This is a genomic window from Azospirillum sp. CT11-132, from assembly GCF_047302835.1.
Lineage (GTDB): Bacteria > Pseudomonadota > Alphaproteobacteria > Azospirillales > Azospirillaceae > Azospirillum.
In genome coordinates, this window is record NZ_JBGLZA010000009.1 from 519900 (window position 1) to 540219 (window position 20320).

Consider the following 20320-nt stretch of genomic DNA (forward strand, 5'->3'; position numbering starts at 1 on the left):
CAGGGCTCAGAAGAAGCCGAGCGCTTTCGGGCTGTAGCTGACCAGCAGGTTCTTGGTCTGCTGGTAGTGGTCGAGCATCATCTTGTGCGTCTCGCGGCCGATGCCGGACTTCTTGTAACCACCGAAGGCGGCGTGCGCCGGGTACAGGTGGTAGCAGTTGGTCCACACGCGGCCGGCCTGGATGCCGCGGCCCATGCGGAAGGCGCGGTTGCCGTCACGGGTCCAGACGCCGGCGCCCAGGCCGAACTCGCTGTCGTTGGCGATGGCCAGCGCCTCTTCCTCGGTCTCGAAGGTGGTCACGGCGACGACCGGGCCGAAGATCTCCTCCTGGAAGATGCGCATCTTGTTGTGGCCTTCCAGGATGGTCGGCTGGACGTAGTAGCCGCCTTCCAGCTCGCCGCCCAGATGGGCGCGCCCGCCACCCGCCAGAACCTTGGCGCCTTCGGCCTTGCCGATCTCGATGTAGGAGAGGATCTTCTCCATCTGCTCCTGCGAGGCCTGGGCGCCGATCATCGTGCCGCCGTCCAGCGGATGGCCCTGGGCGATCTTGTTGACGCGTTCCACCGCCAGCTTGATGAAGCGGTCGTAGATCGACTTCTGGATCAGGACGCGGCTCGGGCAGGTGCAGACCTCACCCTGGTTCAGCGCGAACATCGCGAAGCCTTCCAGCGCCTTGTCCAGGAACTCGTCGTCCGAGGCCATCACGTCTTCGAAGAAGATGTTCGGCGACTTGCCGCCCAGCTCGACGGTCGACGGGATGATGTTCTCCGACGCGTACTGCAGGATCAGGCGGCCGGTCGAGGTCTCGCCGGTGAAGGCGATCTTCGAGATGCGCTTGTTGGTGGCGAGCGGCTTGCCGGCCTCGATGCCGAAGCCGTTGACGACGTTGATGACGCCGGCCGGCAGCAGGTCGCCGATCATCTCCATCAGGACCATGATCGCCATCGGGGTCTGCTCGGCCGGCTTCAGCACGATGCAGTTGCCAGCGGCCAGCGCCGGGGCCAGCTTCCAGGCGGCCATCAGCAGCGGGAAGTTCCAGGGGATGATCTGGCCGACGACGCCCAGCGGCTCATGGAAGTGATAGGCGTAGGTGGTGTGGTCGATCTCGGCGATCGAGCCTTCCTGGGCGCGGATGCAGCCGGCATAGTAGCGGAAGTGGTCGATGGCGAGCGGAACGTCGGCGGCGCGGGTCTCGCGGATCGGCTTGCCGTTGTCCAGAGTCTCGGCCAGCGCGATGATCTCCAGCCGCTCTTCCATGCGGTCGGCGATCTTCAGCAGGATGTTCGAGCGCTCGGTCGGCGAGGTGCGGCCCCAGGCGTCCTTGGCCTTGTGGGCGGCGTCCAGCGCCAGCTCGACGTCGGCGGCCTGGGAACGGGCGACCTCGCACAGCGGCTTGCCGGTAATCGGGGTCAGGTTGGTGAAGTATTGGCCGTCCACCGGCGCAACCCACTGGCCGCCGATAAAGTTGTCGTAGCGGGGGCGGAGCGCGATCTGCTTCTGGAGCGTTTCGAGAGCCTGGTGGAGCATTTGGGCCGTTCCTCTCAGTGTGGTGAACCGGTCAGGTCTCCGGTCCAACGCGTTTGTCGGGGGCCATTCAGCCACTCTGAGAGGGGAAGGGTAAATTGTACTATGGAAGGAGACGGTGCGGGGGTGGGATTGTTCGTGTCCCACCCAATGGCCGATCCATTCGCCGGGGCGTCGGGCGCCTCACTCCGCCGGCTGGCGCCCTTCGACATAGCCCTTGCGCAGCTGCTCCTGATACCAGCGGCGGTGATGCTCCATCGCCCAGTTCTCGTCGACCTCGCCGGAGCCCATGGCGTCGAAGGCGCCCTCCATGCCGATGGTGCCGATGTAGATGTGACCGATCACTGCGGCGATCAGCGCCGCCGCCAGCAGCCCGTGGATGACGTGGATGGTCTGCATCCCGCCGATCCCGGTGACGGCGAAGGGCACCATCAACAGGTAGCCGGTGGCCGCCATCGCGATGCCGCCCAGCACGATGCTCCAGAACACCAGCTTCTGGCCGGCGTTGAAGCGCCCGGCCTCCGGATGATGGCCGGCCTTGGAGAAGAGCCCGCCCGCCGACTTGATCCAAATCCAGTCGGCCTTCTCCGGAATATTGTCGCGCAGCCACAACGCCATGATCATCAGCAGCCCGACGACGAAGGGCACGCTGACGAAGTTGTGGATCGACTTGGAATACTCCGCCAGCGGCGTGAAGGCCTGATGGCCGATCAGCGGGATCAGCAACGGCCGGCCGAAGGTCAGGATCACGCCGGTCAGCGCCATGGTCAGGAAGCTGACCGCCGTCGTCCAATGGGCGAAGCGGTCCAGCCCGTTGAAGCGCAGAACCAGCCGCCCCGCCTTGCCGCCATGGATGCGGATGGTGCCGCGATAAAGGAAGAAGATCGCCAGCACCACCGTCATGCCGATCGCTAGCCCGCCGATGGCCAGCCGCAGCGTGTGGGTGCGCCACTCCCGCCACTCCCGCCCTTCCGGCTGGACCAGCACCGCCAGCTTCTCGTCCGGAATGCTGACGCGGCCGACGACCTTGTCGTCCTGCGGGACGTAGAGCGGCACCTGCTCCTTGGTGGTCGGCGAGTTGGGGCCGGGCGCCTGATAGAGCTGCGCTTGTGCGAAAGTCGGAGCGGCCAGACCAGCAATGGCCATCAGGGCGATCAGCAGCAGGGCGTGCAGGGGGCGCATGGTGGTCTCCCAATTGACGAATTGGCGCCTTACTTGCCCCCACCCCAACCCTCCCCCGCTCTCGCGGAGGAGGGAGCAAGTGCTTGTGCGGGAGAGTGGCGGCAGTCCCTCCCCCGCCCAGCGGGGGAGGTTAGGTGGGGGGTCTAACTCCCCACCGCGAAACTCCTCACGCCCCTCCCGTCCCCGGCCCGCCGGGCGCGAAGGGGGAGCCGCGGTCGTTGCGGCCGTAGGCGGTGGACCAGCCCGGCGCACCGGAGCCATAGCCGCGCCGCACCGACCGTTCCTGATAGATGTCGGCCAGGATCGCGCCGTCGCCGGCCATCAGCGCGCGGGTGGAGCACATCTCCGCACAGAGCGGCAGCTTGCCCTCGGCCAGCCGGTTGGCGCCGTATTTCTGGTACTCCTCGACGCTGCCGTCCGGTTCGGGACCGCCGGCGCAGAAGGTGCACTTGTCCATCTTGCCGCGGCTGCCGAAGTCGGTGGTGCGCGGGTATTGCGGCGCGCCGAACGGACAGGCGTAGAAGCAGTAGCCGCAGCCGATGCACAGATCCTTGCTGTGCAGCACCACCCCGTCCTCGGTCTGCAGGAAACAGTCGACCGGGCACACCGCGGCGCAGGGCGGGTCGTTGCAATGCATGCAGGCCATGGAGATCGACCGCTCGCCCGGCTTGCCGTCGTTCAGCGTGACCAGCCGGCGGCGGTTGATGCCCCAGGGCACCTCATGCTCGTTCTTGCAGGCGGTGACGCAGGCGTTGCATTCGATGCAGCGTTCCGAATCGCACAGGAACTTCATCCGGGCCATGTCCAATCAGCTCCTGCACGTCATGCCGGTTCGACCCGGCAGAGGGTGACCTTGGTTTCCTGCATGAAGGTGACGGGGTCGTAGCCGTAGGTCGTCACCCCGTTGGCCGGCTCGCCCAGCACGATCGGGTCGGTGTTGGGCGGGTAGTTGCCACGCAAGCTGTCGCCCCGCCAGAAACCGGAGAAGTGGAAGGGCAGGAACACCGTGCCGCTGCCGACGCGGTCGGTGACCAGCGCCTTGACCTTGGCCTTGCTGCCGTCCTCCGGCCCGTAGACCCAGACCCAGGCGCCGTCCCGGATGCCCAGCCCTTCGGCGTCCTTGGTGTTGATCTCCGCGAACATCGACTGCTGCAGCTCGGCCAGCCAGGGGTTGGACCGGGTTTCCTCGCCGCCGCCCTCATACTCGACCAGCCGGCCGGAGGTCAGCACCATGGGGAAGCGCTGGCGCAGGTCGCTGTCCGCCACCTTGAACTGAAGCGAGCGGGCAAGCTGGACCAGACGGAAGTCGCGCCGGTCCTCGATGGCCGGATAGGCCTTCACCAGATCGGGGCGCGGGGAATAGATCGGTTCGCGATGGATCGGCACCGGGTCGGGCAGGTTCCAGGCGACGGCGCGCGCCTTGGCGTTTCCGTGCGGCACGCAGCCATGCTTCAGCGCCACGCGGATGATGCCCATCGACAGGTCGGTCTGCCAGCTGACATTGTCGACCTCGGCCCCGCCGCCGCCGATGGCCTGGATGACGCGCATCTCGTCGGGCGTCAGGTCCTTGTCCCAGCCCAGCTTCTTCAGCACGGCCATGGTGAATTCGGGATAGCCGTCCTCGATCTCCGATCCCTTGGAATAGGAGCCGTCGGCCAGCAGCGAGACGCCGTTGCGCTCCACCCCGAAGCGGGCGCGGAAGACGCCGCCGCCGTCCATCACATGCTTGGAGGTGTCATAGAGCACCGCCGATCCCGGATGCCTGATCTCCGGATGGCCCCAGCTCGGCCAGGGCAGGCCGTAATAGTCGCCGGCGCAGGGGCCGGAGGAGGCCCGCATGGTGATCTTGTCGAAATCGGCCTGATGCTTCATGTGCATCTTCAGCCGTTCCGGCGACTGGCCGGTGGCGCCGATGGACAGGCAGCTGCGGTTCATCTCGCGCAGGATGTCCTCCGGCACCGGCCGGGTGTTCTCCACCGTGATGTGCTTGAACATCTCGTCGGCGAAGCCCAGCTTGCGCGCCAGCAGGTACATGATGGTGTAGTCGTCCTTCGATTCGAAGATCGGCTCCACCACCTTCTCCCCCCACTGCATCGAGCGGTTGGAGCAGGTGCGCGACCCGTCGGTCTCGAACTGGCTGCAGGCCGGCAGGATGTAGGTGCCGTTGCGCCGTTCCTTGATCGCGGCGAAGGTGGTCGGGTGCGGGTCGGCGATGACCAGCAGGCTCAGCTTCTCCAGCCCCTTCACCATGTCCGGCATCCGGGTGACGGTGTTGCCGCCATGGCCGAAGCACATCATGGCGCGCAAGGGGCTGGGCTGGTCGATCTCGCCCGGCTTGGCCAGCACCGCGTCGAACCAGCGCGTGGTCGGGATGCCCTTGGCCTCCATCAGCTCCTTGGAGGCGAAACGGCTCTTCATATAGTCGTATTCGACGTCCCAGGCGCGGGAGAAATGCTTCCACGCCCCTTCCGCCAGCCCGTAATAGGAGGGCAGCGTGCTGACATCGAGGCCGAAGTCGGTGGCGCCCTGCACGTTGCAGTGGCCGCGATAGATGTTGGCGCCGCCGCCGGCCACGCCGATGTTGCCCAGTGCCAGCTGCAGGATCGACAGCGCGCGGACGTTGGCGGTGCCGACCGTGTGCTGGGTGACGCCCATGCACCAGATCACCGTGCTGGGCTTGTTCTTCGCCAGCGCCTCCGCCACCCGGCGCAGCTGGGGGCCGGGGACGCCGGTCACCCGCTCGACCTCCTCTGGCGTCCATTTCTTCACCTCGGCGCGGACCTCGTCCATGCCGTAGACGCGCTGGCGGATATACTCCTTGTCCTCCCAGCCATTCTCGAAGATGTGCCACAGCAGGCCCCAGGCGACCGGGATGTCGGTGCCGGGACGGATGCGGACATATTCGGTGGCGTGCGCCGCGGTGCGGGTGAAGCGGGGGTCGATGACGATGAAGGGCGCGCGGTTGTGCTCCTTGCCGCGCAGCATGTGCTGCATCGACACCGGGTGCGCCTCGGCCGGGTTGCCGCCGACGATCACCAGCGCCTTGGAGTTCTGGATGTCGTTGTAGCTGTTGGTCATGGCGCCGTAGCCCCACGTGTTCGCCACGCCGGCGACCGTGGTGGAATGGCAGATGCGCGCCTGATGATCGACGTTGTTGGTGCCCCAGAAGGCCGCCAGCTTGCGGTAGAGATAGGCGCCCTCGTTGGAGAACTTCGCCGATCCCAGCCAGAACACCGCATCCGGCCCCGACGCCTGCCGAATCTCCATCAACTGGTTGCCGATCTCCTCGATCGCCTGGTCCCAGGTGATGCGTTGCCAAACGCCGTCCACCAGCTTCAGCGGGTATTTGACCCGGCGGGTGCCCTTGGTCAGCTCGCGCACCGAGGCGCCCTTGGCGCAGTGGGTGCCCTGGTTGATCGGGCTTTCCCAGCCCGGTTCCTGCCCGACCCAGACGCCGTTCTGCACCTCGGCGATCACCGTGCAGCCGACCGAGCAGTGGGTGCAGACATTCTTGCGCGTCACCACCTCGACATTCGGCAGGATGGGACCGGCCTCCGCTTTGCGGATCATCGCGCCCGGCAGAGCGCCGACGGCGGCGATGCCGCCCGCGGCAAGGCCGGAGCGGCGCAGGAAACCGCGGCGGCTGACGCCCGACTCCAGGCTGTCGGCCAGCGCGGCGACCAGACCGGAGCGCTTGTTGCCTGTCGATTTCGCCGAGCTGCGTTTGACCAGCATGGACACCCTCCGGATCGCCCTACAGGCGGTTCAGCGCATAGAAGCGCTTGACGTGTTCGGTTTCGCGATAGCGGGTCTTCACCTGCTCCTGCGGCGATTCCATCGCCTGCGCTTCATCCCCCGTCGGCAGCACGGCCGCCGCGGCGGCACCGGCCGCACCCAGGCCCAGCGTCTTCAGGATGTCGCGGCGTTGCAGGGGATTGCGCGGCGCGGAATTACGTGAGGGTTCTGGCGGCGTCTTCATGCGTCGGCCTCCTCCAACTGGTCGGTCTGTCGGTTGAGTGCTTCCTGTTCGATCTCCAGGAACAGGCGGCCGATGGTGCCGACCGGGCGGTAGAGGCCGGCCGCCTCCGCCCCTTCCAGATCCTGAAAGAAGCGGTCGGCCCAGGGCAGCAGATGGCTGTCCAGCATGTGGCGCTGCACCGCCGGGTCGGCCCCCTCGCGGATCAGCACCGCCATCACGTCGCAGAGTGCCGCGATGTGGTCCTCCGGCTCCGACACGTCGGGGGCGCGCTCCAGCCCCAGCGCCTGCAGGTCGGCGCGCAGGGCCGACAGCGGCCGGTCGGTCAGGAAGCCCGTGCGGTAATAGGAGGCGTAGGGGACCAACTCGCCCTGGACGACGCCGATGAACAGCGCGTTGAACTCGCGCTCCGCCGCTTGGGGATCGGTGGCGCGGGCGCAGACGGCCAGATCGTCGAAGGCGCGGCCGATCGGCGTCGCATCGCCGGCAAGGCCGCCCAGCAGCGCCAGCAGGTCGGCGCCCGGCGGGGCTGACAGCGTCAGCGCCAGCAGCCGGTAGACGTCGGCGCGCAAACTATCCGCGCCGCTTTCCGGATCATGAACCGTCATCACACTCCCGCAAGCCGCTCCGGAACTCTCTTCAAAAGCCATGACCGGTCGAAAGCCATGACTGGCCCGAACATGGACAACGCCGGGCAGGACCAAAGGTTGCCTCACCCGGTCGGGGCTACCCGGCCGAGGTCATCCCTTTTCTCCGGCGGAAGGATCACTCCTTACGGTCGGCTTGCGGACGGCCGGAGAAGTTGCGGTGCTCGACCGACGCCTCCTCCCCCACCCGCGCGCCCACCGAGGCGAAGGTCTCGTCGGCGCTGCGGGCGAACAGGCCGGGCAGGATCGCCCAGGCGCCACCCGCCAGGATGAGGATGGCGACGAGGGCGGCAAGGAAGGCTTTCATCGGCTGAACTCCGGACAGCGCTGACCGGAACGAAGCCGCGCTGCCGGCTCCGCCCACGCCACGCACAACGCCGCTGGAGCCCGATTGTTTCCGTCCGATCTTTTCCGCTTGATGTGCTCCAATCGAGCACATATGGTTTTGCTCAGAACGAGCATAGAGCGGAGCACATGATGCCCGAGGTCGCCGAACTCGCATATACCCCCGCCGTCGCCGCGGCGACCGCACCGATCTATGAGCGGATGAAGCGCGTCGTGCCAGCCATCGAATGGCCGTTCCACGCGCCGCTGGTCCACGCCATCAACGAGCTGAAGCGCGAGCGCAACGCCGTCATCCTGGCGCACAACTACCAGACGCCGGAGATCTTCCACGGCGTGGCAGATATCGTCGGCGACAGCCTGGCACTGGCCGCCAAGGCGACGCAGACCGACGCCGACGTCATCGTGCTGGCCGGCGTGCATTTCATGGCGGAGACGGCGAAGCTGCTGAACCCGGCCAAGACGGTGCTGATCCCCAGCCGCAACGCCGGCTGTTCGCTGGCCGACAGCATCACCGCCGCCGACGTCCGCCTCCTGCGCGAGGCGCATCCCGGCGTGCCGGTGGTTGCCTACGTCAACACCTCCGCCGAGGTGAAGGCGGAGGTCGACATCTGCTGCACCTCCGGCAACGCGGTGGAGGTGGTGGAATCGCTGGGCGTCGACCGGGTGATCTTCCTGCCCGACGAATATCTGGCGAAATACGTCGCCACCCAGACCAAGGTCGAGATCATCGCCTGGAAGGGCCATTGCGAGGTGCACGAGCGCTTCACCGGCGCCGAGATCGAGGAGTTCCGCCGCCGTTTCGACCGGCTGACCGTGATCGCCCACCCCGAATGCCCGCCCGACGTGCTGGAGGCGGCCGATTTCGTCGGCTCCACCGCCCGCATGATCGATTTCGTCGGGTCGGAGAAGCCGCCGCGGGTGCTGATGGTCACCGAATGCTCGATGAGCGACAACGTCGCCGCCGCCTCTCCCGAGACGGAATTCGTGCGGCCCTGCAACCTGTGCCCGCACATGAAGACGGTGACGCTGTCGGGCATCCTGGAGTCGCTGCAGACCCTGGAGCCGCGCATCGAGATCCCCGACGCGCTCGCCGTCCGCGCCCGCCGCTCGGTGGAACGCATGCTGGCGGTGAAGCCGAAGTGAGTGCGTAGAAGAGCCCTCTCCCGTCCCGGGAGAGGGAGGGGACCCGCGCCAAGGCGCGGGGAGGGTGAGGGGCTATCCGGACATGGATTTCTGATCCTCGCCTCACCCCTCACCCTTCCCAAGCTCCGCTTGGGCCCCTTCCCTCTCCCGGGGCGGGAGAGGGAGAGTCAGGAGTCCCCCATGACCTCCAGCACGCCTTATGACGTCCGCGATGCCGAGGTGATCGTCGTCGGTTCCGGCCTTGCCGGGATGACCGCCGCCCTGCAACTCGCCCCGCGCGCCGTCACGCTCATCACCAAGACGGCCAGTCTTCCCGGCGGCTCCAGCCTCTACGCCCAGGGCGGCATCGCCGCCGCCGTCGGCCCCGGCGACCGGCCGGAGGACCATGCCGCCGACACCGTCGCCGCCGGGGCCGGGCTGGTCGACGCCGCGATGGCCGCCCTGCTGACCCGCGACGGCGCCGCCCTGGTCCGCCGGCTGCTCGATGACGGCCTGCCCTTCGACCGCGCCGCCGACGGTTCGCCGCTGCTCGGCCGCGAGGCCGCGCATGGCGCGGCGCGCATCGTCCATGCCGGGGGCGACGCCACCGGCCGCACCCTGGTCACCGCCCTGGCCGACCGCCTGCGCGCCACCCCCTCGGTTCGGGTGGAGACCGATGCCTTCGCCGTCGATCTCGTTCTCCGCAACGGCCGGGTCTGCGGCCTGCTGGCCTGCCATCCGGAGGGCTGGGTGCTGCACCGCGCCCCGCGCGTGATCCTGGCGACCGGCGGCATCGGCGCCACCTTTGCCCGCACCACCAACCCGGCGGAGGCCACCGGCGACGGCCTCGCCATCGCCGCGCGGGCCGGCGCCCGGCTGGCCGACCTGGAGTTCGTGCAGTTCCACCCCACGGCGCTCGCCGTCGATGCCGACCCGGTGCCGCTGCTGACCGAAGCGCTGCGCGGAGCCGGCGCCATCCTGCTCGATCACGCCGGCCATCGCTTCATGCCCGACGAGCATCCGCTGGCGGAACTGGCGCCGCGCGACGTGGTCGCCCGCGCCATCGGCCGGCGCGTCGCGGCGGGAGAGCCGGTGTTCCTCGACCTGCGCCCGGCACTGGCCGCCAAGCCCGACGGCTTCCCCACCGTGCTGGCGCTTTGCGCCGAGCATGGGCTGGATCCCTTCGCCGAGCCGATGCCGGTGGCGCCCGCCGCCCACTACCACATGGGTGGGGTGGTCACCGACGCCGACGGCCGCACCAGCCTGGAGGGGCTGTGGGCCTGCGGCGAGGTCGCCTGCACCGGCGTCCACGGCGCCAACCGCCTCGCCAGCAATTCCCTGTTGGAGGCGCTGGTGTTCGGCGCCCGCGTCGCCCGCGACGTGGCGGAGCGACCCCTGGCGCCGCTGCCGCCCTTCGCCCTGCCTCGTCCACCGGCGGTCGCCGCCGATGTCAGCTATATCCTGCTCGACGCCATCGGGGCGGAGGCGCGCAGCGCGCTTTATGACGGCGCCGGTCTGGTGCGCGACGGCCTGGGGCTGCTGGCCGCCCGGCGCAAGCTCGACCGGCTGGCGGCGGCGCTCGACATGCTCCGCTGCGAGGAGGATGACGCCCACGAAGACGCCAAAGCCCCGCCGGAAATCGTCCGCCAGTGGGGCGAGGCGCGCAACCGGCTGCTGGTCGGCCGGCTGGTCGTCCATGCCGCGCTGGCGCGGCAGGAAAGCCGCGGCGCCCATTGCCGCAGCGACCATCCCCTGCCGAATCCGGCCTTCACCCGCCGCACCCTGACCCTCAGCGAACTGGCCGGCACCGCCGGCCCCCTGTCCGGAGACGCCGCATGCTGCATCCTCTGACCGTCGAGCCCATCGTCCGCGCCGCCCTGGCGGAGGATCTGGGTCGGGCCGGCGACATCACCACCGACAGCATCATCCCGGCCGACGCGGTGGCGACCGCCTGCATCGCCGCCCGCAAGGACGGCCGCGTCGCCGGGCTGGAGGCGGCGCTGATCGCCTTCCGCCTGCTCGACCCCGGCATGTCGGTGACGGTGGAGCGCGCCGACGGCGACGACGTGGCGCCCGGCGGCACCATCGCCAGCCTGACCGGCAAGGCCCGCGCCCTGCTGACGGCGGAGCGCACGGCGCTGAACCTGATGGGCCGGCTGTCCGGCATCGCCACCGCCACCCGCACCCTGGTGCGCGAGGTGGACGGCACCAGCGCCCGCATCGTCTGCACCCGCAAGACCACCCCGGGCTTGCGCGTTCTGGAAAAGCATGCGGTGAAGCTGGGCGGCGGCTTCAATCATCGCTTCGGGCTGGATGACGCCGTCCTCATCAAGGACAACCACATCGCCGTCGCCGGCGGCGTGCGCCCGGCGGTGGAGCGCGTCCGCGCCGCCATCGGCCACATGGTGAAGGTGGAGGTGGAGGTCGACACGCTCGACCAGCTGGACGAGCTGCTGGGCCTGCCGGTCGATGTCGTGCTGCTCGACAACATGGACGCGGACACGTTGCGCCGCGCCGTGCGGATGGTCGACGGCCGCCTGCTGACCGAGGCGTCGGGCAACGTCACGCTCGCCACCGTCCGCGCCATCGCGGAAACCGGCGTCGACATGATCTCCTGCGGCTGGCTGACCCACAGCGCCCCGAACCTGGATTTGGGGCTGGATATGTGAGGGCAAACAAGAGCCCTCTCCCGCCCCGGGAGAGGGAGGGACCCGCCGAAGGCGGGAGGGTGAGGGGCAATGTGGACATGGAGTCCTGATCCTTGAATCACCCCTCACCCTTCCCAAGCTTCGCTTGGGCCCCTCCCCTCTCCCGGGGCGGGAGAGGGTATCTCCTTACGCCGCCAGCTTCTCGACGTTGCCGTCCAGGCCCATCAGCAGCAACTCGACTTCAAGGTCCGGGTGGCGTTCCTTGACCATCGCCTTCAGCTTGGTCAGGTACTGGCCATGCACCTCGGCCTCCTTGGCCGGATCGGGCGACAGGTCCATGCCGAGGAAGACCTTGTAGGCGCCGCAGTCGCGGTGATCCATGACGATCACGCGCTTGATGTGGTGCAGGTCCTTGGCAACCGCGACATGGTCCCAGAAGGCCTCGCCCCAGGCAGGCTTCTTGTCGGTCAGGGCGCCCAGGCTGGCGCCGGCCAGGATGACGTGGTCGTAGTTCGCCTGCATGTTGCGGGCGTTCATGTAGCTGGCGACATGGCCCATCAGGCGATAGTCCATGCAGGACAGCAGAAGCGTGTCGACGCTGCCGGCCAGGGCCGGGCGGCTCATCATCATCGGCGCCATCAGCGTCACGCCGGCGCCCAGCGTCGCCAGCTTCAGGAACCCGCGGCGCGAGCTGTGTTCGCCCTGGCAGCAGCCATGGTGATGACCGGTCGAATGATCCATTGTGCCCTCCCAACACGCCCCGAACCCGTATCGGGGGTTTCACGCGCGATGGTGGCGGATAAGTATTAAAAATTCCAATACATGGGGTTCCACAGTGCGAAAAAGCAATGAATCCAGATGCTGTGGTATTTTTCGGATAGATCGACCCACAACCGGATTTCATTCCGTTTCCGAACGGAAAGGAAAACGGGCCGCCCGGTGAGGGGCGGCCCGTTTCCATGCATGGATGTTCCTGGTCGTCAGCGTTCGGCTGTCACCCGCCGCGCGTGGTGCTCGGCGCCGGCGTGCCGGCCGACCCGACGGTGCTGGAGGCCGGCGGCGGCGAGGCGCTCGCGCTGTGGCTGGACGAACAGTCCGCGTTGGCGATCCCCGCCGTCAGGAGAGTGGCGAGACCGAACAATGCGGCGACGACCGGACTGGCTCCATGAGACATTGGATCACCTCCTTTCTGAAACGTTGCGACCACCAACAGATTGACACAGTAGAGCACTCGGTCAATGGCCGATTCAAAGATTGATGGCCCGTCTCCCAAAGGAACAGGTTCCGATCTTGAACTTGAGCAGCGTTACCGGGTTTCCAGCAGCCCGCTCATCGTCGCGAACAGTTCCGATTTCGCTTCGAAGCCGACGCCGGGCAGATCGGGCAGGCGCACCCGGCCATCCTCGACTGCGATACCGTCGGCGAAACCGCAGAAGGGCTTGAAGACGTCGGGGTAGGATTCATTGCCGCCCAAATGCAGGCCGGCGGCGATGTTCAGCGACATCTGGTGCCCGCCATGCGGCACCACCCGCCGGCTGGACCAGCCATTGTGTTTCAGCATGTCCAGCGTGCGCAGATACTCCACCAGACCATAGCTCAGCGCGCAGTCGAACTGCAGCCAGTCGCGGTCGGCCCGCATGCCGCCATGGCGGATCAGGTTGCGGGCGTCCTGGTGGGAGAACAGGTTCTCGCCGGTCGCCATCGGGCGGTCGTAATGGTTGGCGAGTTCGGCCTGCAGCGCATAATCCAGCGGATCGCCAGCCTCCTCGTACCAGAACAGGCCGTAGGGCTTCAGCGCCTCGGCATACTTGATGGCGGTGTCGAGGTCGAAACGGCCGTTGGCGTCGACGCACAGGTTCTCGCCCGACCCGACCACCTCCAGCACCGCGTCGATGCGCCGCAGATCCTCTTCCAGCGGGGCGCCGCCGATCTTCATCTTGACGACCTTGTAGCCGCGGTCGCGGTAGCTGCGCATCTCGTCCTGCAGCGCCTTCACATCCTTGCCGGGATAGTAATAGCCGCCGGCCGCATAGACCCACACGCTGTCGTCGGCCACCCCGCCGCGGAAGCGGTCGGCCAGCAGGCGGTAGAGCGGCACGCCGGCGATCTTCGCCACGGCATCCCACACCGCCATGTCGATGGTGCCGACGGCGACGGAGCGCTCGCCATGGCCACCCGGCTTCTCGTTGGTCATCAGCCGCGCCCAGATGCGGAACGGGTCCAGGTTCTCGCCGCTGTCGTCCAGCAGGCTGTCGGGCGCGGCCGACATCAGCCGGGGAATGAAGCGCTCGCGCAGCAGCCCACCGGCGGCATAGCGGCCGTTGGAGTTGAAGCCGTAGCCGATCACCGGCTTGCCATCGCGCACCACGTCGGTGACCACCGCGACGACGCTGCACGTCATCTGGCTGAAATCGATGAAGGCGTTGGCGATGTCGGACTTGATGCCGGCGGTCTGCTCGCGGATTTCGACGATGCGCATGGCGGTTCCCCTTGCAGCGTGGTGGCGCGTTCGATGTGGGCACTGTAGGGATGGTGCGGGCCGCCGGGCCAATGCCAAGGTCGGAACGCTTCATGCGGGTTCGGCATAGGCGGCGGAATGCCGGCCCGGCAGACGTGACGAAAATCCCGCGACGAAGATTCCGTGACGAAGATTGAGCGATGGAACTCTCCTGGCTCGACGATTTCCTGGCGCTGGTGGATTGCGGCAACTTCTCCCGCGCCGCCGACGCGCGCCACCTGACCCAGCCGGCCTTCAGCCGCCGCATCCGCGCGCTGGAGGATTGGGCCGGCACCCCGCTGTTCGACCGCAGCGCCCAGCCGGTGACGCTGACGGAGGCCGGGCGCCGCTTCCGCCCCTTCGCCGACGAGACCGTGCGCCGCCTGCTGCAGGGCCGCGAGGAGGCCCGGCTCGCCGCCCAGTCGGAGGCCGCGACCCTGCGCTTCGCCGCCACCCATGCGCTGTCGCTGACCTTCTTCCCCTCCTGGCTGCGGGCGCTGGAGGCGCGGGCAAGACTGGGCGCCATCACCCTGTCGTCCGACAGCATGGAAGCCTGCGAGCGGCTGATGCTGGCCGGACAGGCGCAGTTCCTGCTCTGCCATGCCCACCCGGCGGCGGCCGGCCGGCTGGATGCGGAGTCCTTCCGCTCCGTCGTTGTCGGCGGCGACCGGCTGCTGGCGGTGACCGCCCCCGATGCCGCCGGCCGGCCACGCCATCTGCTGGCGGACGGTCAGGACGCGCCGCTGCCGCACCTGTCCTACAGCCGCGAATCCGGCATGGGCCGCATCCTGGAGGCGGTGCGGGCGGCGCAGCCGCTGCCCGCGGCGCTCGACACCGTCTTCACCTCCCACCTCGCGGCGGTTCTGCGCACGCTGGCGCGCGACGGGCGTGGGGTGGCCTGGCTGCCGGAAAGCCTGATCGCCGAGGATCTGGCGCGCGGCACCCTGGTGCGCGCCGGGGTGCCGGCCGGCGACGAGCGCTGGACCGTTCCGGTGCAGATCCGGCTGGTCCGCCCGCGCGCGCGCCAGAGCAAGGCGGCCGAAAGCTTCTGGACGCTCGCGGTCGAAGCCGCCCTGTGGCGCAATGCCGAGTCGACGGCGGAGGCCTCAGCCCCGGTTGCCGGAGCGGAGCCGGTTGCGGAAAAAGAGTTGTGACCCTTTGGCCGCAAGCCACTTTGATCGTTGACATTCTCGACAAAAGCTGTCCAACCGCGCGATTTCGCTGGCGCTAACCCTTCCGATCGGGCAAAATTTGCCTAGTTAGGTTAGGAAGCGTCGCGTCAGCGACCGGAGGAACGATCATGGGCGTCAGCAGCATTGGCGGTATCGGCAGCTATCAGCAGCAGCCCTACGTCACCCCGCTCAGCAGCGGCCCGGCCGCGGCGCAGCGGTCCACCTCCCCCGTCGAATCCGCGCAGGAAGACCAAACCGAGCGCACCCGCCGCCAGCAGGAGGCGCAGACGGTCCAGAGCGGTTCCAGCGGCGGCAACACCACCCCCACCCGCGGCCAGAACCTCAATATCTCGGTCTGAACCGGACCGGGTCGCGTAGAGGGGACGGCTGGGAGAGCGAAGCGGGACGGCGCCCGGCTGGGGGCCGTCTCAACGGCAACGCCTGGAATGCGGGCAAGAAGCGCGGGAGGCACCGATGGAGATCCGTGGCGTTTCCAGCACGACGGCAATCCGCCCGACGGCTTTCCAGCCGACGGAGGCAGGATCCGCTTCCACGTCGCTTCCCGCCGAGGGCACCGGCACAGCCGCGAGCGCCGAGGCGGAGAAGGCTTCCGGCCCCGGCTATATCAGCCCCTTCCTGCGCTATGACCAAGGCGCGCGGGTGGCTGTTCTGTATTTCCGCGATTTCGACACCGGCGAAACCCAGGACCAGATCCCCTCCCAGCGCGTCGTCGAGGAATACCGCCGCACCGCCAGCCGCCTTGCCCAGGAGGACGAGCGGAAGTCGGCCGCGGCGAAGACGGGGGCGAACGGATCGACGGACGGCTCCACCGGTGGAACAGGAGCATCGTCGGGCAGTGGCTATACCCCGGCGGCGACCGACTCCGGGTCGGCCGCCACGTCGATCGGCGTATCCTTCGCGAGTGCTTCGGGAGGCAGCGGGACGACCGCGCGGTTTGGTGCTGCGACACCGACGACCGGCGGCTTCACTCCGGCCGCGACCGGCGGGCTTGGCGGCGGGTCACCGGGCGGACTGGTTTCGGTAACGGTTTGAAGGGTTTGGCTGAGGGTCGGCTTCGATTGCCCCAACCCCAACCCTCCCCCGCTTCGCAGGGGAGGGGGTAAGTGCTTGTTCGGAAAGGCGGCGGCAGTCCCTCCCCCGCCCAGCTCTCGCACAAAGCTATGCTTTGTGCTGACGCGGCAGGCGGACCATAGGTCCGCTGAGAGCGGGGGAGGTTAGGTGGGGGTCTAACGCCACCGTCAGCCGACACCCACACCCCCAAACCTCACCCCCCGGCCGCCTCTTCCTCCGCCTGCCGGCGCCTGAACCCGACCAGCGCGGTTTCGTCCAGCATCGCGGCCTCCTTGCGCTTCTGCTTGTCGCGCTCGCGCTTCAGCCGCTCCTCCTCCGCCAGTTCGTAACGCTTCAGCTCCTGGAAGGCCTCGGCCATCTCGTCGGTGGCGATGTTGATCTGCGCCTCCACCTGGCCCAAGGATTCGCCCAGCTTGCGGCCGCGCTCCAACGCCGCCTGGGCGAAGTTGGAATAGGTGAAGGAGACGGAGAAGTCGTCGCGCACCGTTTCCTGTTCGTGCGCGATCTCCTGCTTCACCTTCTCGATCTCGTTGCGCAGCCGGTCGGCGAGCGTGTGGAGTTCCGCCAGGACGCGACGTTTCTCGTCCAGTTGCAGCTTCTGCAGGCGGATGATCGTTTTCAGGCTCATTGCGGCCACTGCACCCCAAAGATTTCAGCGAGCATGGCGTAGCTGGTCTCCAGATCGGTGGCCTCGCGCTTGCCCTGCTTCAAGAAGGCTTCCAGCGCCGGCTGGTAGTGGATCGCCTCGTCCACCTGCGGGTCGGTGCCGCGGCGATAGGCGCCCAGCCGGATCATCTCCTCCATGTTGTCGTAGGAGGACAGCAGGCGCCGGGCATAGCCGACCAGTTCGTTCTCGTTCGCCGTGTTGCAGCCGGGCATGGTGCGCGACACGCTGCGCAGGATGTTGATGGCGGGGTAGCGCCCGCGCTCGCCGATTTTGCGTTCCATCACGATGTGGCCGTCCAGGATGCCGCGCACGGCGTCGGCGATCGGTTCGTTGTGGTCATCGCCGTCGACCAGCACGGTGAACAGGCCGGTGATGGTGCCCGCCCCGACCACCCCCGGCCCGGCGCGCTCCAGCAGGCGCGGCAGCTCGGCGAAGACGGTCGGCGGATAGCCCTTGGTCGTCGGCGGTTCGCCGGCGGACAGGCCGATCTCGCGCTGGGCCATGGCGAAGCGGGTGACGCTGTCCATCATGCACAGCACGTCGCGACCCTGGTCGCGGAAATGCTCGGCCACCGCCAGAGTCATGTAGGCCGCCTGCTTGCGCATCAGCGGCGCCTCGTCGGAGGTGGCGCAGACGACGACGCTGCGGGCAAGGCCTTCCTCGCCCAGATCCTCGGTGATGAACTCCTGCAATTCGCGTCCGCGTTCGCCGATCAGGCCGATCACCGCGACCTCGGCGGCGGAGAAGCGGGCCAGCATCGACATGACCGACGATTTGCCGACGCCCGATCCGGCGAAGATGCCCATGCGCTGGCCGCGGCAGCAGGTGAGGAAGGCGTTGATGGCGCGGATCCCCAGGTCCAGCTTGCCCCCCACCCGGGCGCGCGAGTGCGCATTGGGCGGGTTGTTGCGGATCGGCGTGCCCTGCGGCCCCTTGGGCAGCGGCCCCTTGCCGTCCACCGGCTCGCCCAGCGCGTTGACGACACGGCCAAGCCAGGCGTCGGTCGGGTAGATCATCGCCTGGTCGCCGGCCACCAGCGCACGGCAGCCCAGCCCCACCCCGTCCAGCGCACCGAAGGGCATGGCGAGCGCCCGCCCCTGCCGGAAGCCGACGACCTCGCACGGAATACGGCGGCGGTCGCGCGTCTCGACGATGCAGCGGCCACCAACCGACAATTCCTTTTCGATCCCGCCGACCTCGACCATCAGGCCGGACACGGCGGTGACGCGGCCGTAACGACTGCAGTCGGGAATCTGGTCGATGTCGCGGATCAACTGATCGATATCGAACGGCATGGATCGGATACCGGCGTTCCCAAGACGGAACGCGCTCCTATTAAGTGGTAGTTCTGTGGACGGAGGCGACGTTAACCACCATGATCGCATCTTGCGATGGAAGGATTAACGTTGTGTAAGCGCTTGGCGCTGGCGTTAAGCTGAATCGTCTGTTAACTTGTGTAAACGGGATGGTTGAAATCGATCATCAAGGATCGGGGACCATTACCAGAGTCGGGTAGCGAAAGCGCGCCATCAAACGTCGGGATATCGCCATGAGGGTTCTGCTGGTTGAAGACGATTCCTCCGTCGCCAAAAGCATCGAGCTGATGCTGAACACGGAAGGATTCATCGTCGACTCTACCGACCTGGGTGAAGACGGGCTGGAGATCGGCAAACTCTATGACTACGACATCATCATTCTTGATCTGATGCTGCCGGACATCGACGGGTACGAAGTTCTTCGCCGCCTGCGCGCCGCGCGCGTCACCACCCCGATCCTGATCCTGTCCGGCCTGACCGAGATGGACAACAAGATCAAGGGGCTGGGTTTCGGCGCCGACGATTACCTGACCAAGCCGTTCGACAAGCGCGAGTTGATCGCCCGCATCCAGGCCATCGTCCGCCGGTCGAAGGGCCATTCCGACAGCATCATCCGCACCGGCCGCCTGACCGTCAATCTCGACACCCGCACGGTGGAGGTCGACCAGTCGCCGCTGCACCTGACCGGCAAGGAATACGGCATCCTGGAGTTGTTGAGCCTGCGCAAGGGCACGACGCTGACCAAGGAGATGTTCCTGAACCATCTCTATGGCGGGATGGACGAGCCGGAACTGAAGATCATCGACGTCTTCGTCTGCAAGCTGCGCAAGAAGCTGGCCGCCGCAACCCAGGGTGACAACTACATCGAAACGGTGTGGGGCCGCGGTTATGTGCTGCGCGACCCGCACGAGGAAGTCGCCGAGGCCAATCCCCCGCCGCCGCCGCGCGTGCCGCAGCAGCAGGCCGCCGGCTGACAGCAAGCCCGCATTCTTTTCGTCCGCCCATCGAACGCCCGGCCGTCTTTCGCCTTGAAAGGGGGACCGGGCGTTCCCATGTCTGATTGGTCATTCTGCTTCGGACTGCGGGGCGTTCAAACGCTCCCACGCTCAGCCCTCCTTTTTTCGCCATCGCGATCATGCCTTAGCGGGCATTTGGGGGCCGCCATTCCCACACCCAGTCTGATGCGCCGCACCGGTGGTGCGGCGCCCTTCGCGTTATGGGAGACAGACATGCCCGTCGGCACCGTCAAATGGTTCAACAGCACCAAGGGCTTCGGTTTCATTCAGCCGGAAAGCGGCGGCCCGGATGTGTTCGTTCACATCTCCGCTGTCGAACGCGCCGGGCTGCGCAGCCTGGTCGATGGCCAGAAGATTTCCTACGAGGAGCAGCGCGATCCGAAGCGTGGCAAGACCTCGGCGGAAAATCTGAAGGCGGTCTGACCGCCTGACCGCCGACCTGCGGAAAAAGGGGCATCGGGAAACCGGTGCCCTTTTTCCGTGTTGCACAAGTCCCTGTTGCCCAGACGCAGGGCTCTGCCCAGAGGAGAACCGCTATGGCTTTCAAACCGAATTACAACCAGCAGCGGGCCGAGCGCAACCGGGCCAAGGAACAGAAGAAGCAGGAACGGCTGCAGCGCCGCGAGGAAGGCGTCGCCGCCCGCCGCGCCGGCGACCAGATCGATGGCGAACAGAGTGGGCAGGACGATGCGGACGTGCAGGATGACGCCGTCTCGACCGACACCGACACGAAGACCGATACCAACAATGCCTGACCGGGCGACCGCAAGCGCGGCCGACCGCGACCATACGGAGGACAGGCCATGGCCCGTCAGAAGAAGCAACCCGTCGAAAACGCCTTCGCGCTCTTCGATGTGATCTACCAGGACGGTGCGCGCACCTCGAACCGCAAGGTGCCGACCGCCGACATCGACCAGTTCGACCGCGAGAACTCCATCCGCACCTTCATCGAGACGCAGGACCGCAAGATCGCGGAAATGTCCGGCAACCCGCGCGGCCCGATCAAGTCGATCACGCCGTCGGCCTGAGAAGCAGTGCCCTTCCTGGCTGGCCGTCATCCCCGCGAAGGCGGGGATCCAGCCATTTCAAGTGCTTAAGCTGAAAGTCTGGATCCCC

At 67.5% G+C, this 20320-nt stretch carries 22 protein-coding genes; 10 read left to right on the plus strand and 12 right to left on the minus strand.

The window, feature by feature from the left end; genetic code table 11:
* Window positions 1–6: 6 nt before the first annotated feature.
* The 7 genes from adh to ACCD06_RS34115 all read right to left on the minus strand — a co-directional run bounded on the left by adh (window position 7) and on the right by ACCD06_RS34115 (window position 7636).
* Window positions 7–1527 (minus strand): aldehyde dehydrogenase, encoded by a 1521-nt coding sequence (adh, locus tag ACCD06_RS34085; RefSeq protein WP_109156224.1) that lies wholly within the window; start codon window positions 1525–1527, stop codon window positions 7–9.
* A 180-nt stretch (window positions 1528–1707) separates the two neighbouring features.
* Window positions 1708–2706, minus strand: coding sequence for a formate dehydrogenase subunit gamma (locus tag ACCD06_RS34090; protein WP_109156225.1), 999 nt, complete (start codon window positions 2704–2706; stop codon window positions 1708–1710).
* A gap of 166 nt (window positions 2707–2872) precedes the next feature.
* Complete coding sequence (gene fdh3B / locus ACCD06_RS34095) at window positions 2873–3508, minus strand: formate dehydrogenase FDH3 subunit beta (RefSeq protein ID WP_109156226.1); 636 nt, start codon at window positions 3506–3508, stop codon at window positions 2873–2875.
* 20 nt (window positions 3509–3528) lie between these two features.
* A complete protein-coding gene (locus tag ACCD06_RS34100; RefSeq protein ID WP_109156227.1) occupies window positions 3529–6441 on the minus strand; it encodes a formate dehydrogenase subunit alpha in 2913 nt (970 codons plus the stop codon).
* Window positions 6442–6460: 19 nt separating this feature from the next.
* Window positions 6461–6685, minus strand: coding sequence for a twin-arginine translocation signal domain-containing protein (locus ACCD06_RS34105; RefSeq protein WP_109156228.1), 225 nt, complete (start codon window positions 6683–6685; stop codon window positions 6461–6463).
* Window positions 6682–7290 (minus strand): molecular chaperone, encoded by a 609-nt coding sequence (locus tag ACCD06_RS34110; protein ID WP_413346898.1) that lies wholly within the window; start codon window positions 7288–7290, stop codon window positions 6682–6684. The genes ACCD06_RS34105 and ACCD06_RS34110 overlap by 4 nt, the downstream gene beginning before the upstream one ends.
* Before the next feature lie 157 nt (window positions 7291–7447).
* Entirely contained in the window at window positions 7448–7636 is a 189-nt protein-coding gene (locus tag ACCD06_RS34115) for a hypothetical protein (RefSeq protein ID WP_413346900.1), read from the minus strand.
* Between the two features lie 170 nt (window positions 7637–7806).
* On the opposite strand from ACCD06_RS34115, the gene nadA reads away from it, so the two are divergent.
* The 3 genes from nadA to nadC all read left to right on the plus strand — a co-directional run bounded on the left by nadA (window position 7807) and on the right by nadC (window position 11465).
* Window positions 7807–8817 (plus strand): quinolinate synthase NadA, encoded by a 1011-nt coding sequence (gene nadA, locus ACCD06_RS34120; protein WP_413347015.1) that lies wholly within the window; start codon window positions 7807–7809, stop codon window positions 8815–8817.
* A gap of 180 nt (window positions 8818–8997) precedes the next feature.
* Complete coding sequence (locus ACCD06_RS34125) at window positions 8998–10647, plus strand: L-aspartate oxidase (RefSeq protein ID WP_413346902.1); 1650 nt, start codon at window positions 8998–9000, stop codon at window positions 10645–10647.
* Window positions 10632–11465: a carboxylating nicotinate-nucleotide diphosphorylase gene (gene nadC / locus ACCD06_RS34130; protein ID WP_413346904.1), complete on the plus strand. Its 834-nt coding sequence runs from the start codon at window positions 10632–10634 to the stop codon at window positions 11463–11465. Before ACCD06_RS34125 ends, nadC begins: the two co-directional genes overlap by 16 nt.
* 165 nt (window positions 11466–11630) lie before the next feature.
* Here the strand turns inward: nadC and ACCD06_RS34135 are convergent, their stop codons facing one another.
* The 3 genes from ACCD06_RS34135 to ACCD06_RS34145 all read right to left on the minus strand — a co-directional run bounded on the left by ACCD06_RS34135 (window position 11631) and on the right by ACCD06_RS34145 (window position 13923).
* Window positions 11631–12185: a carbonic anhydrase gene (locus ACCD06_RS34135; RefSeq protein ID WP_413346906.1), complete on the minus strand. Its 555-nt coding sequence runs from the start codon at window positions 12183–12185 to the stop codon at window positions 11631–11633.
* 253 nt (window positions 12186–12438) lie between these two features.
* A complete protein-coding gene (locus ACCD06_RS34140; RefSeq protein ID WP_413346909.1) occupies window positions 12439–12618 on the minus strand; it encodes a hypothetical protein in 180 nt (59 codons plus the stop codon).
* 132 nt (window positions 12619–12750) lie between these two features.
* A complete protein-coding gene (locus tag ACCD06_RS34145) occupies window positions 12751–13923 on the minus strand; it encodes a mandelate racemase/muconate lactonizing enzyme family protein (RefSeq protein WP_413346911.1) in 1173 nt (390 codons plus the stop codon).
* Between the two features lie 179 nt (window positions 13924–14102).
* Between ACCD06_RS34145 and ACCD06_RS34150 the strand changes: the two genes are divergently transcribed.
* The 3 genes from ACCD06_RS34150 to ACCD06_RS34160 all read left to right on the plus strand — a co-directional run bounded on the left by ACCD06_RS34150 (window position 14103) and on the right by ACCD06_RS34160 (window position 16166).
* Entirely contained in the window at window positions 14103–15095 is a 993-nt protein-coding gene (locus ACCD06_RS34150; protein WP_136701215.1) for a LysR substrate-binding domain-containing protein, read from the plus strand.
* A 146-nt stretch (window positions 15096–15241) separates the two neighbouring features.
* Window positions 15242–15472 (plus strand): hypothetical protein, encoded by a 231-nt coding sequence (locus ACCD06_RS34155; protein ID WP_109156237.1) that lies wholly within the window; start codon window positions 15242–15244, stop codon window positions 15470–15472.
* A gap of 115 nt (window positions 15473–15587) precedes the next feature.
* Window positions 15588–16166, plus strand: a complete 579-nt coding sequence (locus ACCD06_RS34160) for a hypothetical protein (RefSeq protein ID WP_158282078.1) — start codon at window positions 15588–15590, stop codon at window positions 16164–16166.
* Between the two features lie 232 nt (window positions 16167–16398).
* Here the strand turns inward: ACCD06_RS34160 and ACCD06_RS34165 are convergent, their stop codons facing one another.
* Complete coding sequence (locus ACCD06_RS34165) at window positions 16399–16833, minus strand: flagellar export protein FliJ (protein ID WP_109150424.1); 435 nt, start codon at window positions 16831–16833, stop codon at window positions 16399–16401.
* The gene (fliI, locus tag ACCD06_RS34170; RefSeq protein WP_109156334.1) at window positions 16830–18167 is read right to left on the minus strand and encodes a flagellar protein export ATPase FliI; all 1338 of its coding nucleotides are present in this window, start codon (window positions 18165–18167) and stop codon (window positions 16830–16832) included. The genes ACCD06_RS34165 and fliI overlap by 4 nt, the downstream gene beginning before the upstream one ends.
* A 254-nt stretch (window positions 18168–18421) precedes the next feature.
* Between fliI and ctrA the strand changes: the two genes are divergently transcribed.
* The 4 genes from ctrA to ACCD06_RS34190 all read left to right on the plus strand — a co-directional run bounded on the left by ctrA (window position 18422) and on the right by ACCD06_RS34190 (window position 20232).
* Window positions 18422–19162, plus strand: a complete 741-nt coding sequence (gene ctrA, locus ACCD06_RS34175) for a response regulator transcription factor CtrA (RefSeq protein ID WP_109156335.1) — start codon at window positions 18422–18424, stop codon at window positions 19160–19162.
* Between the two features lie 255 nt (window positions 19163–19417).
* Window positions 19418–19627: a cold-shock protein gene (locus ACCD06_RS34180; RefSeq protein WP_012977930.1), complete on the plus strand. Its 210-nt coding sequence runs from the start codon at window positions 19418–19420 to the stop codon at window positions 19625–19627.
* Between the two features lie 113 nt (window positions 19628–19740).
* Window positions 19741–19959 carry a hypothetical protein gene (locus ACCD06_RS34185; RefSeq protein WP_158282096.1) on the plus strand — a complete coding sequence of 73 codons (219 nt, stop codon included), beginning with the start codon at window positions 19741–19743 and terminating at the stop codon, window positions 19957–19959.
* A gap of 48 nt (window positions 19960–20007) precedes the next feature.
* A complete protein-coding gene (locus tag ACCD06_RS34190) occupies window positions 20008–20232 on the plus strand; it encodes a hypothetical protein (RefSeq protein ID WP_109150428.1) in 225 nt (74 codons plus the stop codon).
* Window positions 20233–20320: the final 88 nt, after the last annotated feature.

What these genes read in the sequence shown, in the direction of transcription:
- adh (WP_109156224.1), bottom strand. Translation starts at nt 1,527, where the DNA reads ATGCTCCACCAGGCTCTCGAAACGCTCCAGAAGCAGATCGCGCTCCGC.
- ACCD06_RS34090 (WP_109156225.1), bottom strand. Translation starts at nt 2,706, where the DNA reads ATGCGCCCCCTGCACGCCCTGCTGCTGATCGCCCTGATGGCCATTGCT.
- fdh3B (WP_109156226.1), bottom strand. Translation starts at nt 3,508, where the DNA reads ATGGCCCGGATGAAGTTCCTGTGCGATTCGGAACGCTGCATCGAATGC.
- ACCD06_RS34100 (WP_109156227.1), bottom strand. Translation starts at nt 6,441, where the DNA reads ATGCTGGTCAAACGCAGCTCGGCGAAATCGACAGGCAACAAGCGCTCC.
- ACCD06_RS34105 (WP_109156228.1), bottom strand. Translation starts at nt 6,685, where the DNA reads ATGAAGACGCCGCCAGAACCCTCACGTAATTCCGCGCCGCGCAATCCC.
- ACCD06_RS34110 (WP_413346898.1), bottom strand. Translation starts at nt 7,290, where the DNA reads ATGACGGTTCATGATCCGGAAAGCGGCGCGGATAGTTTGCGCGCCGAC.
- ACCD06_RS34115 (WP_413346900.1), bottom strand. Translation starts at nt 7,636, where the DNA reads ATGAAAGCCTTCCTTGCCGCCCTCGTCGCCATCCTCATCCTGGCGGGT.
- nadA (WP_413347015.1), top strand. Translation starts at nt 7,807, where the DNA reads ATGCCCGAGGTCGCCGAACTCGCATATACCCCCGCCGTCGCCGCGGCG.
- ACCD06_RS34125 (WP_413346902.1), top strand. Translation starts at nt 8,998, where the DNA reads ATGACCTCCAGCACGCCTTATGACGTCCGCGATGCCGAGGTGATCGTC.
- nadC (WP_413346904.1), top strand. Translation starts at nt 10,632, where the DNA reads ATGCTGCATCCTCTGACCGTCGAGCCCATCGTCCGCGCCGCCCTGGCG.
- ACCD06_RS34135 (WP_413346906.1), bottom strand. Translation starts at nt 12,185, where the DNA reads ATGGATCATTCGACCGGTCATCACCATGGCTGCTGCCAGGGCGAACAC.
- ACCD06_RS34140 (WP_413346909.1), bottom strand. Translation starts at nt 12,618, where the DNA reads ATGTCTCATGGAGCCAGTCCGGTCGTCGCCGCATTGTTCGGTCTCGCC.
- ACCD06_RS34145 (WP_413346911.1), bottom strand. Translation starts at nt 13,923, where the DNA reads ATGCGCATCGTCGAAATCCGCGAGCAGACCGCCGGCATCAAGTCCGAC.
- ACCD06_RS34150 (WP_136701215.1), top strand. Translation starts at nt 14,103, where the DNA reads ATGGAACTCTCCTGGCTCGACGATTTCCTGGCGCTGGTGGATTGCGGC.
- ACCD06_RS34155 (WP_109156237.1), top strand. Translation starts at nt 15,242, where the DNA reads ATGGGCGTCAGCAGCATTGGCGGTATCGGCAGCTATCAGCAGCAGCCC.
- ACCD06_RS34160 (WP_158282078.1), top strand. Translation starts at nt 15,588, where the DNA reads ATGGAGATCCGTGGCGTTTCCAGCACGACGGCAATCCGCCCGACGGCT.
- ACCD06_RS34165 (WP_109150424.1), bottom strand. Translation starts at nt 16,833, where the DNA reads ATGAGCCTGAAAACGATCATCCGCCTGCAGAAGCTGCAACTGGACGAG.
- fliI (WP_109156334.1), bottom strand. Translation starts at nt 18,167, where the DNA reads ATGCCGTTCGATATCGATCAGTTGATCCGCGACATCGACCAGATTCCC.
- ctrA (WP_109156335.1), top strand. Translation starts at nt 18,422, where the DNA reads ATGAGGGTTCTGCTGGTTGAAGACGATTCCTCCGTCGCCAAAAGCATC.
- ACCD06_RS34180 (WP_012977930.1), top strand. Translation starts at nt 19,418, where the DNA reads ATGCCCGTCGGCACCGTCAAATGGTTCAACAGCACCAAGGGCTTCGGT.
- ACCD06_RS34185 (WP_158282096.1), top strand. Translation starts at nt 19,741, where the DNA reads ATGGCTTTCAAACCGAATTACAACCAGCAGCGGGCCGAGCGCAACCGG.
- ACCD06_RS34190 (WP_109150428.1), top strand. Translation starts at nt 20,008, where the DNA reads ATGGCCCGTCAGAAGAAGCAACCCGTCGAAAACGCCTTCGCGCTCTTC.